Below are 17163 nucleotides of genomic sequence, written 5' to 3' on the forward strand. Positions count from 1 at the left end.
CGAGATAGGTTGTTTATGTAGTTACACCCCCAGAAACCCTAAGTCAGGGCGATTATCCCCCGTAATGGGGAAGAGAAATCCTGATTCATTCTACAACTAAAGGCGATCGCCATGAATTGATCAATCCACCCATTTGGGAGACTCACCCCGATTGAGTTGTTGGGTTTATTCGTTCCCTGGGTTCAGGGCGTGAGCAAATCTATGTATAGCCGCCACATTAGATATTACCGCCAAAGCTATCAGTAGGGGGAAAATTTGCCCGGTTAATAATCCTACAATAATCAAAACTGTTCGCACAGCCCGGCTACCAATACTAGCGATACTGCTGCGACCTAATGATTCACTTTTGGCGCGGATATAGGGAACCATTGTAGTTCCCAAAAGTGCTATTAATCCCACGACTAAGTTATCCCTAGGGTTATCTAAGATTAGGGCTGATATTATCAAAAAATCCACATAGCGATCTAAGACACTATCCAGTAAGTTTCCCGTATCGGAAGCGATACCCCTACTCCGGGCTAGGTCTCCATCCAAACAGTCTAGTAACCCACTAATTACTATGGCTACAACTGCCCAAATATAGTAATGTTTTAAGATTAAAAAACCTGCCAACCCGCCGCCAATCAATAAAGAAGTCCAGGTGATGCCGTTGGGGGTTATCCAAGACACATTAATCAAGACTTTGGCGATTTTGAGCGTGAAAAATTGCAGGATTTTGTCTAGGGGAGATTGAGGGGAAACGATGGAATTTTCGGGAAGTTCCGAGGTTTTTTCGTAGACGGTATCTGACATATTTTGATGGTTGATAAATGTTTTGTTATCAGCCAATAAGTATCACATTAGTTGGCAGAAGTCAATCATAATCAGACACTGACTCAGACATGGCTAGGTATTTAAGGATGAAAGACACGCGCCAAATTGGGTAGGACTTCAACTTTAATGGGGGCTGAGGAAATAGGTTCCCCGTCTATGGCTAAAAATTCTCCATCTTGGGGGTCTAGGTGAAAACCTCGCAGCTTATAATATTCGATTCCCGGTATGGCTAGATGCTGTCCTTTATTGCACAATAAAAAAGCCTTGATTAAGTTGAATTTAGAGATACCACGCCGCACTAATAAGACATCTATATTTCCATCTGTGGGGTGAGAGTGAGGTGCGGGATTAAGATTATAAGCCGCCCAGGGAACATTCATCGCCCATAACAGTATATAATCATCCTCAATTATAAGGGGAGATTCACAGTCGGCAGTAATTAGCGATAATTTGCCTCGATAATGACGCAGTTTCCAGATTTCCCATAGTGCATAAATGTCGGTTTTTAAAGAACCCAAAAACCGCAGATTATCCGATTTGATATCGACGGCAGCAATTAATCCCCAGGCTATGGAGAGAATGCTATAATAAAAGCGATCGCTTTCGCCTTCGCTTTGTTGGACTCCCAGGATATCCAGGGGTTGAATATTGCCTCTGGTGATGGCAATTGTAGCATTGATATGATTATAGGTTTCTCCAGCTTCTTCTAGCAGGGTTTTACATAAGCCATTACTGGTACCGGCGGGGATGATTCCCAGAGGTGTTTTAATGGCTTTTTCCCAGTCTTGACGGTTCATTAAGCCGTTAATTACCTCATGAATGCTACCATCTCCCCCCACAACTACTAAGCCATCAATTGAGGATAAATCCATATTTTTGACGCGGTTTTGGAGGTCGCCAGCATGACGGGTGCAGGTGACATTAAAGGCGGTGTTATGGTGTGCTAAAATGGGTTTTATTTGCTCAAATATCTGTAAGGATTTACCTTTACCGCTGGCGGGATTAATGAAAATCTCTAATCGTTGAGGGGAGGGGTTTGGGGGTTGATTTGACCAACTCATTGTCTGATGATTGCGGGAATTAATTAAAGGCGATCGCCTAATTTATATATTATCATATTATCATAGTAATTTATCCCAAAAACTCGCCGGATAAAATGTAAACCTCCGGGGCGAATTGGGGGATTAAGTATAGTTAAAAAAATCACAAATTTATGAGAGGATTTCCCACGTCAAAAAAATCTTCCATCCAGAGAGAACCAAGCAAGGCACCTTGATTTATAAACTCTTTGACTCCCTGCATATCTGCGGTTCTTTTAGCTTGAGTAAAACCCTGGCTATCTCGATAAAGTACCCATAACTCTTCTGGCTTTAGACTATTTACAAAAAATGGAGAATGGGTAGTTACCATTAATTGAGTATTAGCAGAAGCTGTCCGGCATTCTTCAGCCAGTTGTGGCAATAAAACCGGGTGTAAGTGATTTTCGGGTTCTTCAATGCCGACTAATTGAGGAGGTTTTGGGTCATATAATACAGTTAAATATGCCAAGAGTTTTAAAGTTCCGTCTGAGGCGAATTTAGCGAGAATTGGATGAGAAAAAGGTGCGTCTTTTATTTGTAATAACAGACGACCATCTGGCATAATTGATGCTTCTACTTTTTCTAAGCGAGGAATTCGGGAAGATAAAGTTTTTAAGATTTCCTCTAAACGCTGGGGATGTTGTTCTTTTAAATATTGGATAACATTGGGTAAATTATTCCCCGTTGTGGATAATCTTTCTTGGGTTCCTGCTTCGGGAATGCTGCGGGTATTGTCGGCGGTTAAATAGGATAAATACCATCCGGTGATGAACCGCCTTAAAGCACTAACCCGGGGATGTTTGGCAAATTGCCCCAAAGTATTAACCGCTAATAATTCCGGGGAGTCAAGTTGTTCCGTGATTCTTTCGTCTTGTGGGTCTGGCATTTCCCCACTGATGACTTGTCCTTCCCCATTTTTAAAGTCCAAAAAACGGAAGGGTTTACCTTGTCCTCCTCGTCGCCAATGCAGCCATTCTTCGGCGATAAAAGGGCGATTATTTTCTTCATTGATGGCGAGATGATAGGTAATTAAAGGTGAGTCGGAGGTTTCTCGGTATTTTAATTCAATCACAATGCAGCCTTGACTATCTCGGGTGCGGAGTTCTCGAAATCTCCCCCGTCTATCCCAGGCTTTACTGAGGCTTTCGGTAAAGCATTCAGATAGAAAGGCAAACACATCAAAAATTGTGGATTTGCCACTGCCATTGGGACCTAAAAATACGGTGAGGGGAGTAATTCTTTTTAATTCGAGATTTTGTAAGGCGCGGTAATTTATAACTTTGAGATATTCGATTTTGGGAATTGTACTCATAATTTCGCTGCTAAGACCTACTGCTAACTATAGCGGTGGGTCGGGGAATCCGCAATTGATAATAGTTGGGAAGAGTTTGTCAGGGTTTCCAGATGGTTGGATTGATGGGACTGTCCACCGGGTCAAGGGTTCCCATGGTGGATTGATTAACTCTGGGGGTCTGGGGGGTTTCCAGAAGGTTTTTGGTCATTACTATGAATTAGTGCCGAGTTGATCCATACTTATCAAGAGTTGTAGATGTGACCGAAGAATACACCAGCAAAACCTGTACTCACTGTGGTCATGTCCATTCCCAGTTAGGTGGCTCAAAAGTGTTCCGATGTCCTGAGTGCGGGTTCACTCTACCACGGGACTGGAACGGTGCTTTTGGAATCTTTCTAAAAGCTTTGCGGGATACCGCCTCTGTTACCTTTACGGGTAATAGTGCTATCGTCGCATTATCCGGGAACAACCGGAAAAATGTCGCGTAAATGTATCAGACAGGAAAAGGAGAATTTATGACGCAGCCTCTTATCCCTATCGATCAATGTCCGATTCAGATTGAGGACGATCGCACAGGTACAAATGTGGAAACTCTCAAACGGGCTTTTGCAGATAACCTGTTTTATCTTCAGGGTAAGTATGAGTCCCTGGCTACCCAGGATGACTTTTATATGGCTTTGGCTTACACTTTGCGCGATCGCCTCCTGAGTCGTTGGCTAAAGACCATGAAAACTTACATGGAGAAAGATGTTAAGGTAGTTTACTACCTCTCCGCTGAGTTTCTCATGGGTCGCCACATGGGTAATAGTCTGATTAACCTCCATCTTTATGATCGGGTACGTCAGGCCGTCGAAGAGTCTGGGTTAGACTTGGATGAAATCCTCGAACATGAACCCGACCCCGGCTTGGGTAATGGCGGTTTGGGGCGGTTAGCCGCTTGCTTCGTCGATTCCTTGGCTACTCTGGAAATTCCCGCTGTGGGTTATGGTATTCGATACGAATTTGGGATTTTTACCCAGGCGATTCGCGATGGATGGCAAGCAGAAGTCCCTGATAAATGGTTGCGCTTTGGTAATCCTTGGGAAATTGCCCACCCTGACCAAGCCGTTGAGGTGAAATTGGGGGGCCATACCGAAATGTACCATAATGAAAAGGGAGAGTATAAGGTTCGTTGGATTCCCGCTAACCGGGTAGTAGGGATTCCCTATGATACTCCCGTTCCCGGTTATGATACTAATACGGTTAATCCCCTGCGTCTGTGGCGGGCTGAGGCTTCTGATGATTTCAATTTTGATGCCTTCAATGCTGGCAACTATGATGGCGCGGTCGCTGAAAAAATGCGATCGGAAACTATCTCTAAGGTGTTATACCCCAACGATAACACCCCCCAAGGTAAGCAATTGCGACTAGAACAACAGTTTTTCTTTGTTTCTTGTTCCCTACAGGATATTATCCGCACTCACCTACTGCGACATCCTAGCCTGCATAATCTTCATGATACCGCCGCTATCCAACTTAATGATACTCACCCGGCAGTAGCGATCGCTGAAATGATGCGATTGTTAATGGATGAACATGAGATGGACTGGAATACCGCTTGGCGGGTGACTCAAAAGACCTTCTCCTATACCAACCATACCTTACTGCCAGAAGCTCTGGAAAAATGGTCTGTGGGTTTGTTTGAATATCTACTTCCCCGCCACCTAGAGATTATCTATGAAATTAACCGCCGCTTCTTGGAGGACGTTAAACGCTGGTATCCTGGTGATGATAATTTGATCAGCCGTCTTTCTCTGATTGATGAGTCCGGCGAAAAGTATGTCCGTATGGCGCATTTGGCTTGCGTCGGTAGTCATGCTGTTAATGGCGTGGCTGCATTGCATACCCAACTCCTTAAACAAGACACTCTCCGGGATTTCTATAAGTTGTGGCCCGGAAAGTTCATTAATAAGACTAATGGTGTCACTCCCCGACGCTGGATTTTGATGTGTAATCCTAAACTCGCTGAACTTTACAACTCGAAAATCGGTGAGGGTTGGTTAAAAGACCTTAGTCAACTCAAGCAGTTGGAAAAATATGTTGATGACCCCGATTTCTGTCAGCAGTGGCGAGAAATTAAGCTACACAATAAGCGACAGTTAGCCCAATATATCTGGGAACATAACGGCATCGAAGTTGACCCCCATTCGATGTTTGATATACAGGTGAAACGGATTCATGAGTACAAGCGTCAGCATTTGAATTTGCTGCATATTATCACCCTGTATAATCAGATTAAGCAGAATCCTGACCAGCATATTGTACCCTGTACTTTTATCTTTGGTGGTAAGGCTGCCCCTGGTTATTTTATGGCGAAGTTGATTATCAAGCTCACTAATTCCGTGGCTGATGTCATTAACCATGATCCTGATGTTCGAGGTCGCTTAAAAGTTGTTTTCCTCAACAATTTTAATGTTTCTTTGGGTCAGCGTATCTATCCGGCCGCGGATTTGTCTGAACAAGTTTCTACCGCTGGAAAAGAAGCCTCTGGAACCGGAAACATGAAGTTTGCTATGAATGGCGCGATGACTATTGGCGACCTTGGATGGTGCTAATATTGAAATCCGCGAAGAAGCAGGCGAGGAAAATTTCTTCCTGTTTGGTTTGACTGCACAGGAAGTGGCTGATACTAAGGCGAAAGGTTATAATCCCTGGGATTATTATAGCAGTAATCCGTCCCTGAAAGCCGTAATCGATCGCATTGCTGCTGGCTATTTCTCCCACGGTGATAAAGAGCTGTTTAAGCCTTTGCTTGATTCTCTGATGTACCATGATCAGTATATGCTTTTTGCTGATTATCAGGCTTATGTGGACTGCCAGAAACAGGTCTCCAAAACTTACAGTGATCAGGATAAGTGGACTCGGATGTCTATTTTGAATGCACTGCGGATGGCTAAGTTTTCTAGCGATCGCACTATTCGAGAGTATTGTAATGAAATCTGGAATGTGCAGCCTGTACCTATTGAGATGGAAGAATACAGCCAAGAAAATGCTGGTTTGAATCTCGGTAAATAACTACATTCTCGTAGGTGTTTGGGGCGGCTATAAGTCGCCCTTTTTTCATTCACAGAGTTTTTAACTAGACAATTCCTAACTATCGCCGCCTTAAATTATGTCCCACTGCTGAAAGTCCATATCACTCCCCTGGTTGCCTTCTTGTCTGTGTAGTCGCTGGGAGAATTAGCACCAGAGTTTTAAAAAAAAGCGATCGCCTTAGTCTGCTATAAAAATTAACGATACAGTCTAAAGTACAAATCAGCCAACCATTATAGGGAAGTTTATGTCAGAGCAAAAATTTGGTGTCATTGGTCTAGCGGTCATGGGTGAAAACCTCGCCCTAAATGTCGAACGCAATGGCTTTCCTGTCGCTGTTTATAACCGCACCAGTGCCAAAACCGATGAGTTTATGCAAAAACGCGCCCCAGGAAAAAATGTCAAACCCGCCTACAGCCTCGAAGAATTTGTCCAGTCCCTGGAACGTCCCCGGCGTATCCTCGTCATGGTCAAAGCCGGTAAACCTGTCGATGCCGTCATTGACCAATTAAAACCCCTGTTGGATCAGGATGATATGATTATCGACGGGGGAAATTCTCTCTATGAGGACACAGAGAGGCGCACCAAGGAACTCGAAGCTACTGGTTTAGGGTTTATGGGTATGGGTGTCAGTGGTGGCGAGGAAGGCGCGTTATGGGGTCCTAGTTTAATGCCCGGAGGAACTGAGAATTCCTATCAGGCACTTGAACCCATTTTAACTAAAATTGCCGCTCAAGTTGATGACGGCCCCTGTGTCACTTATATTGGTCCTGGCGGTGCCGGTCACTATGTCAAAATGGTTCACAACGGCATTGAATATGGCGATATGCAGCTTATCGCAGAAGCCTATGACCTCCTGCGTAATGTCATTGGCTTGAATGAACAACAGCTTTATGAGGTCTTTGCTGAGTGGAACACCACCGATGAGTTAAACTCTTTTCTGGTTGAAATTACTGCCGATATTTTTAAGCAAAAAGACCCCGAAACTGGCAAGCCTCTGGTTGACTTGATTTTGGACTCGGCTGGACAAAAAGGAACCGGACGCTGGACTGTCGTTAGTGCTTTGGAGTTGGGCGTTTCTATCCCTACCATTACTGCTGCTGTTAATAGCCGGATTATTTCTTCCTATAAGGATGAACGAGTAGCCGCCTCTCAGCAATTGCCGGGACCTAGTGCTAATTTTGATGGCGATGTTAGCGCTTTTATTAATAAGGTTCGTGATGCCTTGTACTGCTCTAAAATCTGTTCTTATGCTCAGGGTATGGCGCTTATGGGTAAGGCTTCTCAGGAGTTTAATTATCATCTGAATTTGGGCGAAATTGCCCGCATTTGGAAGGGTGGCTGCATTATTCGGGCGGGATTTTTGAATAAAATTAAGCAGGCTTATGACCAAAATCCACAATTGCCTAATTTGCTACTTGCGCCCGAGTTTAAGCAGACTATTCTTGACCGTCAGTCCGCTTGGCGGGAAGTTCTCGTCACTGCCAATACTATGGGTATTCCCGTCCCGGCTTTTAGTGCTTCTTTGGATTATTTTGATAGTTATCGCCGCGTGAGTTTACCTCAAAATTTAACTCAAGCACAACGAGACTATTTTGGCGCTCATACTTATGAGCGTATCGATAAACCCCGGAGGCAGTTTTTCCATACTGAATGGACTAATGTTGATTAATTCTCAGGTTTAGTCCCTTGGTGATTAACTGAGTTTTACCTCACCCCAAAACCCCCCACCACTGGGGGGGCTGGTTTATGCTATAAGGTGGCTATACATTCTATTTGCACTCGTGTATTTTCCGGGAGTTGCGACACGGCTACACAGGTACAAATTGGCATATTTTCATCGGTGAAATAGGTAGAGTAAACGCTATTCATGCGATCGCTTTCCTGCAAGTCTACCATAAAAATCGTCGTTTTCACCACCTTAGACCAACCTACTCCCGCCGCCGTTAAAATCGCGCCAATATTATCCATAACTCGCCGCGTCTGGTCGGTAATTTCGTCATCACATAACATAATATTTAAGCGGGGGTCTATGGCTATTTGACCCGCAATATATATACAGTCATTAATGATAACCGCTTGGTGAGGACTATTAGGAGATTTCGGCGCGTTTTCTGTACTAATAAATTCTGCCTTAGTCGAGTTTCCCCCAGACTCCCCCCCTTCCACAATCGAATAATCATCAGGGTCGTAAACTTCACCGTCTGGCATAATTGCGCCAATTATTTGAGCTTCTTGATAGTTAGTTAGGTAAAAATTGACATCAGTTAAATCGGCTCCGATAAAACTAGCATTTTTAAGTTTGGCTTTCATCAGATTAGCTTTTTTGAGGTTAGCTTGCTTTAAATTAGCCCCCTCTAAACAAGTCTCTCTGAAGATGGCATTTTCGAGGTTGGCCAGTTTAAAATTACAGTTTTTGCAGTTAGTTTCTGTCCAATTACTTCCGCCGCTTAAATTAGCTTTATAAAAGCTACATCCTTCTAAGTCTAAAAAAGACCAGTTTACGTTATAAAGGTTAAGTTTGTCAAAATTGACATTTTTTGTGGTGGCTCGAGCGATTTCACAAGAACTAAATCGACGACATTCTCCGAATTGCGCTCCGGTTAAATCTGCCCAAGCAAAATCTATGATGTGCAAATCAGACTTGATAAAACAGGCATTAGTTAAATCGGCATTAACAAATTTTACGGATTGGAAATTTGACCCCCTAAAGTTACAATTCTTGAGATTAGCCCTATTAAAAACCATATTTTTAAAGTCAGAGTTGCTGAAATCAGCACCTTCTAGGTTAATGTCACTAAAATCAGATCCTTGCCAAGTAGTATAAGATAAATCGACTCCGGGGAAGTCGCGTTCACCTTGTTTGTATCTGTCAACCAATTCTTGTGGTTTCATTTTCAGTTAGTCCTGGTAGATGTGGTTTTGAGCCTATCCCAGAGTAGATATCTGCTGGGGATGGCACTATCAATTATATCTGATTATACGCCCATAGTGCATTTTTTAGGTGCTGGCTATACATCAGATTTATACTCGTGCATTTGGGTTGGGGTGTACCCACGGAGATTATACCATTTTTAACCTTGAGTGCGCCACAAGGATTAATTATTATAAAAAACCCCGATTTTGTAGGTGGTGATTTGATGGGGGGGAAACTGTATATCTGTGGATTTGGTGAGGTGAAATAATCCTAACCTACCCTAGACCCACCTAGTCCCACGACTAGATAACAAAATAACCAGTCAGCAAGATATGGGCGGATTTGGGAAAAGAAAATGTGACGATCGCACAAAATCTGTTAGAATGGAAAACGATAATTTTGCATCGACCTAGAACCCAAAAACTGATGCTGCCAAGGCAAGAACTACTTAACGGAATTGAAAATCGAGATTGTATCGCCAGAATTATCGACCTGGCGGAACAAGCATTGAAAACCTGGGAAATTACCCAAACCGAGTTTCTCTCACCCCCAGAAATCGCAGAAGCACAAGGAATTTTTCGGCGACTGACAGAAGTACAAGCCTTCTCCTGGGGGGGTTATCCGCAAGCAGAACGTCAGCGAATGGCGATCGCACGATCAGAAATCCCCCTCGACTCAAGCCATGTAGAAATCGCAGCGATCGACATTTCCGGGAACTTTTTATTTGATACCGCGACTCACCGGGATTTTTTGGGTTCCTTATTAGGTACCGGAATTGTCCGGGAAAAAACTGGGGATTTAATAGTGTTAGGAGAACGGGGAGCCCAGGCTATTGTGATTCCTGAATTGGTCGAATATCTGGAGATGAACCTAACCCAAGTGCGGACAGTTCCCGTTAAGGTGCAACCGATTTATTTAAGCGAGTTGAAAGTTCGAGAACCTAAGAAAAAAGCCATGACTACGGTTGAGGCTTCTTTGCGTTTAGATGCGATCGCTTCTGCGGGGTTTGGGATGTCTCGGAGTAAAATGGTCAACCTCATTGATGGTGGTGATGTGCGAGTTAATTGGAAAGAAGTTAAACAAGCCAGCATTGCTATTAAAACCGGAGATTTAATCGCTATTCGCGGGAAAGGCAGATTGGAAATCGGGGAGGTTTCTGTCACCAAAAAACAGCGCTATCGAGTCGAATTAACTAGATATAATTAACTGATAATTAAACTATGTGGCAGGTGCAACCATCCCGAAAAATTCCTGATTGGATGATAGCAGAAATCCGGCGACATCACCCTAATATTTCCGGGAAATACTTGTCTCAACTGTTACTCTCTCGGGGAATTTATACACCGGAAAAGTTGACTAGATTTCTGGAAATTGACAGCTATCAACCCGCCAGTCCCGCTGAATTTGGGGCGGAAATGCAGCAGGCGATCGCTCGATTAACTCTCGCTTATCAGAGATGTATCAGCGACAATAACCCTGAAAAAATCGTGATTTGGGGAGACTTTGACGCAGACGGTATCACCGCGACCGCCGTTTTGTGGGAAGGGTTGCGACATTTTTTTGAGTCCTCTGTTTCCTACACTATTCCTAACCGTTTGACCGACTCCCACGGACTAAACCAACGGGGAATTGAAACGTTGGCGGCGCAAGGTTGTAGTCTGATTATTACCTGCGATACGGGAAGCACAAACTTAGCCGAATTACAACTCGCGCAAAATTTGGGTATTGATGTCATTATCACAGACCACCATACCTTACCACCCACACGCCCCCCCGTGGTGGCGATTATTAATCCCCGCAATTTACCCTCAGACCATCCCCTTTATCATCTCTCAGGAGTAGCGATCGCTTATAAGTTAGTAGAAGCATTATATATGGCTTTACCAGGCGTTTCTCAACAGCCTTTAGAGAATTTACTCGACTTAGTGGCTATTGGTTTAATTGCGGATTTGGTTGAAATTACCGGAGACTGTCGCTACTTAGCCAAACGGGGGATTCAACAACTCCAAAAACAACAGAAAAACCCCACCCGTCCGGGAGTTTCCCAATTGCTGAAATTATGCAAAAACAATGGCGATCGCCCTACGGATATATCCTTTGGTATCGGTCCGAGAATTAATGCAGTTAGTCGCATTTATGGGGACGTTAGTTGTGTCGTGGAATTACTCACCACCCGCGACAAACAACAGGCGTACAAATTAGCCTGGAATACCGAAATAGCCAACAGTCGCCGCCGAGAGTTGCAGAAAAATCTCGCCTATGATGTGCGGAAAAAGCTGCAAAAAATCGACTTATCTACTACTTATGCGATCGTCCTGAGTGACTCTCAATGGTATGTGGGATTATTAGGATTAGTCGCGGGTCAAATCGCCCAAGAATATCGTCGCCCCACTATTTTACTGACTACCGAAGGCGGGACCGAAACCGGACTAGCTAGGGGGTCAGCCAGTTCAATTAATCCTATTGACCTCTATGATTTAGTATATAGTCAACGGCATCTATTGCATAGTTTTGGGGGTCATCCTTTCGCCGCCAGTTTGAGTTTACCCATTGAGAATATCCCCATATTTAAACAAGTCATAGACCAGCAACTCCGACAACGTATGGGGGAAATATTACTCCCTAAATCTCCCATTATAATCGATTTGGTTTGTACTGTGGCAGAATTGGGTTATAATTTATTCCAAGAACTAAAATTCCTCGAACCCTTTGGAATAGGAAATCCAGTCCCCAAGTTATTAATTAAGAATTGTTGGTTTGAGGATGTTTGGAATAAAAATATTGTGGATTTACGGCGTAAACAAGTTAAGTATATTAAGACTACCTATCAGCTATTTGATGATTCTACGGAATCAGGTTTTCCTGGGGTGTGGTGGGGTCACTATAAAGAAGAATTACCCCCCGGTCGATATGATGCGATAGTCGAGTTGGATTTTAATGCTAATAGAAGTAACTGCGAAGTGCGATTATTAGCTGTGTGTCCAGCCTTATCAGAAGCTGAGATTAACCCGCCATTAATTACTGTTGAGATAGTGGATTTTCGGAATCGTGAACATGGGGAAAGTACAGTTTTCCCTGGTGAGAATAACCCCATAGAAAGTAGTTATTTGGTGGTGAGTAATTGTCCGACCAGTTGGGAGGAATTAACAGCCAAGTTTATTGAGGCTTTCAACGCTGAGAAAAAATTGGCGATCGCCTATTCTCTCCCTCCCAGAATATCACCCCCAGAAGTGTGGGAAAAACTCACCGAAATCGCCGATAATTTAAGCCATAATCACCAAGGGATTAGTCCCCAGGAATTACGAGAAATCTTGGGAATTGGGGATATAGCTTTAAGTAGGGGTTTAGATTGTTTAAAATCCCTAGGCTACCAGATAGAATTAGCTGAGGATACCCCATCAAATAAGCAGTTATATATTACCTCCCAGACTACTGCTGACCGGGGAGACATCTCTGAAGATAACCAGGATTTTGCATCGTTACTAGATATCTTTTTTGCCACCATTGAAGAAGAACAATTTACCCGCCAATATTTCTGTGAAGTTTCCCTAAAAACCATCCAGGCTACCTGTAGAATGAGTCAACTCAAATCAATTTATAGTTTCCCCGGATAGTCGCCATTGTAGCACCGAGAAGCGATCGCCTTTCCAACCACTTCCGCCATTTTAGGGATTCATTGACAATCTTTGTACAAATTCCTGATATTCTGGGGTAGCTATTCCTTCCTGTAACTTAGCTAAAACCTGCGCCATATTACCCGATAATAGCGCATTTACATCTAACCATAAACCTGGGAAAAATGTACTTTTCAGACAACCAGAATTATCTATCTGTTGTAGCTGATAGCGTCCTTCACAGAGTACATACCAGCGAAATTCTGACCCATCAACCAGCCAGACTAAATATTCCCTTACACCATTACGGCGATAGGCGTGTAGCTTATCGTGGAGGTCTTTTGAGACGCTACTGGCTGCAATTTCTACAATCAATTCTGGGGGTCCTTCTATATAATCATCCTCACTAATGCGCGACTGTCCCCCCGCCGCCTCTTCGATACGCAATAAAGCGTCTGGTTGCGGTTCATTATCCATGTCTAGGCGAACACTGGTGTTGTCACAAACCATAATGTTAGGCGTAAAACTGCGGTAAAAAACCAGCCAACCCATAACATCACTATGAGGTTTTCCGTGTTGTCGGACTCTAACAGGGGATGTCATATAAACGACTCCTTCCACTAATTCAGCCTTTTTTATATCCGGTAGCAAACTATAGCGCCGCTCAAATTCTATCATCGATAAGCGATCGCCATTTTCCAAAGTTGGGAGAATTGTTTGAGAACCTGATGGAGTATAATTCATAACATCACCTAACCATTAAAGTCTATTATTTATTATAGCTATCAGCGATCGCCTTTCCAGCCACTTCCGCCATTTTAGGGATTGATTGACAATCTTTGTACAAATTCCTGATATTCTGGGGTAGCTATTCCTTCCTGTAACTTAGCTAAAACCTGCGCCATATTACCCGATAATAGCGCATTTACATCTAACCATAAACCTGGGAAAAATGTACTTTTCAGACAACCAGAATTATCTATCTGTTGTAGCTGATAGCGTCCTTCACAGAGTACATACCAGCGAAATTCTGACCCATCAACCAGCCAGACTAAATATTCCCTTACACCATTACGGCGATAGGCGTGTAGCTTATCGTGGAGGTCTTTTGAGACGCTACTGGCTGCAATTTCTACAATCAATTCTGGGGGTCCTTCTATATAATCATCCTCACTAATGCGCGACTGTCCCCCCGCCGCCTCTTCGATACGCAATAAAGCGTCTGGTTGCGGTTCATTATCCATGTCTAGGCGAACACTTGCGTTATCCGCCACTTGAGTCTCTGGTGTAGAAGCTGCATAAACTTGTAACCAAGTGATGATTTTGGCGTGAGGGTCGGCGTGTTGTCGGACCCTAACAGGGGATGTCATATAAACTACTCCTTCCACTAATTCAGCCTTTTTTATGTCCGGTAGCAAACTATAGCGCCGCTCAAATTCTATCATCGATAAGCGATCGCCATTTTCCAAAGTTGGGAGAATTGTTTGAGAAACTGATGGAGTATAATTCATAACATCACCTAACCATTAAAGTCTATTATTTATTATAGCTATGATAGCCGGATAATACCGCTTCATGAATTAGCAAATAGGTAATTTACCCGATCGCACAGCGTGTATATATTCACTACCAGAATCCGGCCATCCCCGCCGATCCGAGGCTTCTCCTGGCTGTCCCCAACCCAATTGTAACAACATCTCTAAGAAATGGGATTTTTCCCACTTCCAAACACAAGCCCACTCAGTCCTTTGGGCGATCGCATCTATATCAGAACCCTTAATTTTGCGGTGATTTTTCCCCCCATTCAGACTCAAATATAAATCCATATTTTGCGTCACCCGATACCAGAAATCAATCAACCTATCCTTAGCCTGTTTGAGAATTGCCAAATCTTCTGGTAAAGCAATCAGTTGTTCTCCAATCATCGGATAATCTAGGCTAATTTCTGCCACTTGTATCTGTCGCCACACAATCCCAGAAACCTGATTTTCCCGTTGATATTCATGAACCGCCGCCTTAAAATCCTGATAGGCGGTAAACTTCTGAATAGCATCAGGTTTCAAAAAGTGATCAATCACCGGATTTCCCACCCCAGGAGTCGCCTTTAAATTCAGTCTTTTACCGTTTAAACAAGCCCTTTTCTCCTCTTGCAAAATGTGTAGCAGTTCCTGTGTAGTATAAACTTTGGACATGGAAACTATCCCCTAAAAGGCAGCGGGAGGCAGCCCATAACAATTAGTAATTAACTATTAATTGACTCCTCCCGTAACTCCTGATTTACTAAGCAGACTGATTATCAATCACCTGATTTTCTTGGCGTAGATAGGCTTGAATAAACCCATCCAATTCACCATTCATCACATCATTAATAGCCGTCGTTTCCTCACCAGTCCGCAAATCTTTAACCATCTGATAGGGATGAAATACATAGTTGCGGATTTGATTTCCCCAAGCCGCCTCTACCAGGTCGCCGCGAATTTCTGCGATCGCCTGCGCCCTTTGTTCCTGCGCCACGACCAATAACTTAGCTTTCAGTAAAGCCATGGCTTTTTCCCGGTTTTGTAGTTGGCTACGTTCCTGCGTACAACGAACCGCTATCCCCGTCGGAATATGAACTATGCGGACCGCCGTTTCCACCTTATTGACATTCTGACCACCCTTTCCCCCAGCGCGAGACGTGGTAATTTCCAGGTCCTTTTCCGGGATATCTAAATTTATAGCCCCTTCATCCAGAATCGGCATGATTTCCACTCCCGCGAAACTGGTCTGGCGTTTACCATTGGCGTTAAATGGGGAAATTCTGACCAGGCGATGGGTTCCTTTTTCTGCCTTTAAATAGCCATAGGCGTAGGGTCCCTCCATTTCCAAAGTAGCAGATTTAATCCCCGCCTCGTCTCCTTCCGAAATTTCCGCCAGGTGGACCTTATAGCCTTGGGCTTCCCCCCAACGGGTGTACATTCGTAATAGCATTTCCGCCCAGTCTTGGGCATCCGTACCCCCCGCCCCAGCGTTAATGGTCAAAACCGCCCCACTGCGATCGTAGGGACCCGATAGCAGTTGCTGTAACTCCCAGCGATCGATATCCCGACCGAGATGGACTACATTAGACTCAGCCTCCTGTCGTAGGGACTCATCATCCTCTAACTCTAGTAACTCTGCGATCGCCCCAGTATCTTCCAGCGTCTTTCGCCAGTCCTGCTGTTGTTGCAAAACCGATTTAAGGTCACTCAAAGTCTGGAGCGTCTTTTGTGCCTGGGTTTGATCATCCCAAAAGTTCGGTTGGGCTGCTAATTGTTCCAAGTCTTGAATTTTGGCTTCAATGGCGGGTACGTCAAAGATACTCCTGGGTTTTACCCAGGCGGTCTGCCAACAATTCGATTTCTCGTTTAATGTCTGCCACTTCCATTGCGATCGTTACACACTCAGCACAGTATCTAGCGATTATAGCGCCATTTGCAGTCAAAAACCCGGTGATGAGGTCCCATAGACTCACCACCGGGTTGGTACGCCAATATGAATAATCGAGAAAGGCTTGAGTTATCAATAACCCTTAATATGCCTAGTGATTTTTAGTAGATGCCTATTTTTTCCTGTGGGGGTCAGTTTACAAAACCCCCTCCGAACCCAAAACTGATCTTAGAACCTGCCCCCACACAGCCTCAATGTGACAAGTGATTTGGCGAATACAATAATCAACCCTGATATCTAATCTATCGCCTAGTTTGAGAAGCTCAGTCAAGATCTAAATTGTTCCTACTAGACCTAACGTCTAGTTTTTGCCAGAGACGGCTTTTTGACCAATCATCATACCGCCAACGGCTACCAAACCTAACAGCATTCCCGGTTCGGGAATTTCTGTCCGGCCGTCTGGTCTGCTGCTGGGGGTGTCGAACACATACAGAGTCGCGTGAGACAAGCCAGGTCTTCCTGTTTCCCAGTTTAAATCCTCTAACTGGTCGATCCCGTCAAACAGATAAGCCGCAAAACCTTGACCCCCTTTCAGCACAAAGGCAAAAGTGGAATCTTTGAGGCTATCATCAAAAAACGTCAGAGTCCCTTTACCTTTACTGGTGCTGGCGATGGTGAAAAAGGCGTTCTCACCAGTGCTTCTATCAACTTTGTAGTCGTCTAGTCTAAAACCATCGATTACTGTTTGACCAAACATAGATTCAATGGCAGAAACATTGTCATTTCCACCACTATCTTGGCAAATGTAAGTTAATCCCGCAAACAAATTTTCTTGGCAAGTGGCAACGTTGCGAGGTTTTTGGGCCATGGCATCCGGTGCCAAGGTGGACACTAAGCCAGCGGCTAAAACTACGGAAGTTACTATATTTAATAATTTAACTTTCATCTTGGCTCTCCAAAAATCTA

At 44.0% G+C, this 17163-nt stretch carries 12 protein-coding genes and 2 pseudogenes; 5 read left to right on the top strand and 9 right to left on the bottom strand.

Translation table 11 applies throughout. From position 1 onward, the window contains the following. Positions 1 to 165: 165 nt before the first annotated feature. From NLZ44_RS05425 to NLZ44_RS05435, 3 genes are all read right to left on the bottom strand, one after another. Positions 166 to 792 carry a CDP-alcohol phosphatidyltransferase family protein gene (locus tag NLZ44_RS05425; protein WP_493752101.1) on the bottom strand — a complete coding sequence of 209 codons (627 nt, stop codon included), beginning with the start codon at positions 790 to 792 and terminating at the stop codon, positions 166 to 168. Positions 793 to 893: 101 nt separating this feature from the next. Next, complete coding sequence (locus NLZ44_RS05430; protein WP_046321273.1) at positions 894 to 1874, bottom strand: diacylglycerol kinase family protein; 981 nt, start codon at positions 1872 to 1874, stop codon at positions 894 to 896. Positions 1875 to 2016: 142 nt separating this feature from the next. Then, complete coding sequence (locus NLZ44_RS05435) at positions 2017 to 3204, bottom strand: AAA family ATPase (RefSeq protein WP_493752102.1); 1188 nt, start codon at positions 3202 to 3204, stop codon at positions 2017 to 2019. A 230-nt stretch (positions 3205 to 3434) separates the two neighbouring features. Between NLZ44_RS05435 and NLZ44_RS05440 the strand changes: the two are divergent. The 3 genes and pseudogenes from NLZ44_RS05440 to gnd form a co-directional block, all read left to right on the top strand. Then, positions 3435 to 3674: pseudogene (locus NLZ44_RS05440) on the top strand (zinc ribbon domain-containing protein); the annotation flags it as partial. 27 nt (positions 3675 to 3701) lie between these two features. Next, positions 3702 to 6240 (top strand): annotated as a pseudogene (locus tag NLZ44_RS05445) (glycogen/starch/alpha-glucan phosphorylase). A gap of 265 nt (positions 6241 to 6505) precedes the next feature. Then, positions 6506 to 7930: a decarboxylating NADP(+)-dependent phosphogluconate dehydrogenase gene (gene gnd / locus NLZ44_RS05450; RefSeq protein ID WP_493752103.1), complete on the top strand. Its 1425-nt coding sequence runs from the start codon at positions 6506 to 6508 to the stop codon at positions 7928 to 7930. Between the two features lie 80 nt (positions 7931 to 8010). On the opposite strand, the gene NLZ44_RS05455 is transcribed toward gnd, so the two are convergent. Continuing rightward, positions 8011 to 9153, bottom strand: coding sequence for a Rid family detoxifying hydrolase (locus NLZ44_RS05455; RefSeq protein ID WP_493752104.1), 1143 nt, complete (start codon positions 9151 to 9153; stop codon positions 8011 to 8013). A gap of 448 nt (positions 9154 to 9601) precedes the next feature. Here NLZ44_RS05455 and NLZ44_RS05460 point away from each other — a divergent pair, with 448 nt between their 5' ends. Together NLZ44_RS05460 and recJ are read left to right on the top strand one after the other, a co-directional pair. Beyond that, positions 9602 to 10381, top strand: a complete 780-nt coding sequence (locus NLZ44_RS05460; protein WP_493752953.1) for a photosystem II electron transport protein, Sll1252 family — start codon at positions 9602 to 9604, stop codon at positions 10379 to 10381. A 14-nt stretch (positions 10382 to 10395) separates the two neighbouring features. Further along, positions 10396 to 12789, top strand: a complete 2394-nt coding sequence (gene recJ, locus NLZ44_RS05465) for a single-stranded-DNA-specific exonuclease RecJ (protein WP_493752105.1) — start codon at positions 10396 to 10398, stop codon at positions 12787 to 12789. A 51-nt stretch (positions 12790 to 12840) separates the two neighbouring features. On the opposite strand, the gene NLZ44_RS05470 is transcribed toward recJ, so the two are convergent. The 5 genes from NLZ44_RS05470 to NLZ44_RS05490 all read right to left on the bottom strand — a co-directional run bounded on the left by NLZ44_RS05470 (position 12841) and on the right by NLZ44_RS05490 (position 17143). After that, on the bottom strand, positions 12841 to 13533 hold the full coding sequence (locus NLZ44_RS05470; RefSeq protein WP_008050118.1) for a Uma2 family endonuclease: 693 nt from the start codon (positions 13531 to 13533) through the stop codon (positions 12841 to 12843). A gap of 74 nt (positions 13534 to 13607) precedes the next feature. Next, a complete protein-coding gene (locus NLZ44_RS05475; protein ID WP_493752106.1) occupies positions 13608 to 14300 on the bottom strand; it encodes a Uma2 family endonuclease in 693 nt (230 codons plus the stop codon). Positions 14301 to 14369: 69 nt separating this feature from the next. Then, positions 14370 to 14981, bottom strand: coding sequence for a hypothetical protein (locus NLZ44_RS05480; RefSeq protein ID WP_006626196.1), 612 nt, complete (start codon positions 14979 to 14981; stop codon positions 14370 to 14372). Positions 14982 to 15069: 88 nt separating this feature from the next. Further along, a protein-coding gene (gene prfB, locus NLZ44_RS05485) for a peptide chain release factor 2 (RefSeq protein ID WP_150105369.1) occupies positions 15070 to 16195 on the bottom strand; the annotation gives its coding sequence in 2 pieces (ribosomal slippage) (positions 15070 to 16122 and positions 16124 to 16195; 1125 coding nt in all). A 363-nt stretch (positions 16196 to 16558) separates the two neighbouring features. Continuing rightward, a complete protein-coding gene (locus NLZ44_RS05490) occupies positions 16559 to 17143 on the bottom strand; it encodes a PEP-CTERM sorting domain-containing protein (protein WP_493752107.1) in 585 nt (194 codons plus the stop codon). Positions 17144 to 17163: the final 20 nt, after the last annotated feature.

It is taken from the genome of Arthrospira sp. PCC 9901, assembly GCF_059013425.1.

Bases quoted from the DNA above. Each gene is read 5' to 3' on its own strand.
- NLZ44_RS05425 (WP_493752101.1), bottom strand. From the start codon at position 792: ATGTCAGATACCGTCTACGAAAAAACCTCGGAACTTCCCGAAAATTCC.
- NLZ44_RS05430 (WP_046321273.1), bottom strand. From the start codon at position 1,874: ATGAGTTGGTCAAATCAACCCCCAAACCCCTCCCCTCAACGATTAGAG.
- NLZ44_RS05435 (WP_493752102.1), bottom strand. From the start codon at position 3,204: ATGAGTACAATTCCCAAAATCGAATATCTCAAAGTTATAAATTACCGC.
- gnd (WP_493752103.1), top strand. From the start codon at position 6,506: ATGTCAGAGCAAAAATTTGGTGTCATTGGTCTAGCGGTCATGGGTGAA.
- NLZ44_RS05455 (WP_493752104.1), bottom strand. From the start codon at position 9,153: ATGAAACCACAAGAATTGGTTGACAGATACAAACAAGGTGAACGCGAC.
- NLZ44_RS05460 (WP_493752953.1), top strand. From the start codon at position 9,602: ATGCTGCCAAGGCAAGAACTACTTAACGGAATTGAAAATCGAGATTGT.
- recJ (WP_493752105.1), top strand. From the start codon at position 10,396: ATGTGGCAGGTGCAACCATCCCGAAAAATTCCTGATTGGATGATAGCA.
- NLZ44_RS05470 (WP_008050118.1), bottom strand. From the start codon at position 13,533: ATGAATTATACTCCATCAGGTTCTCAAACAATTCTCCCAACTTTGGAA.
- NLZ44_RS05475 (WP_493752106.1), bottom strand. From the start codon at position 14,300: ATGAATTATACTCCATCAGTTTCTCAAACAATTCTCCCAACTTTGGAA.
- NLZ44_RS05480 (WP_006626196.1), bottom strand. From the start codon at position 14,981: ATGTCCAAAGTTTATACTACACAGGAACTGCTACACATTTTGCAAGAG.
- NLZ44_RS05490 (WP_493752107.1), bottom strand. From the start codon at position 17,143: ATGAAAGTTAAATTATTAAATATAGTAACTTCCGTAGTTTTAGCCGCT.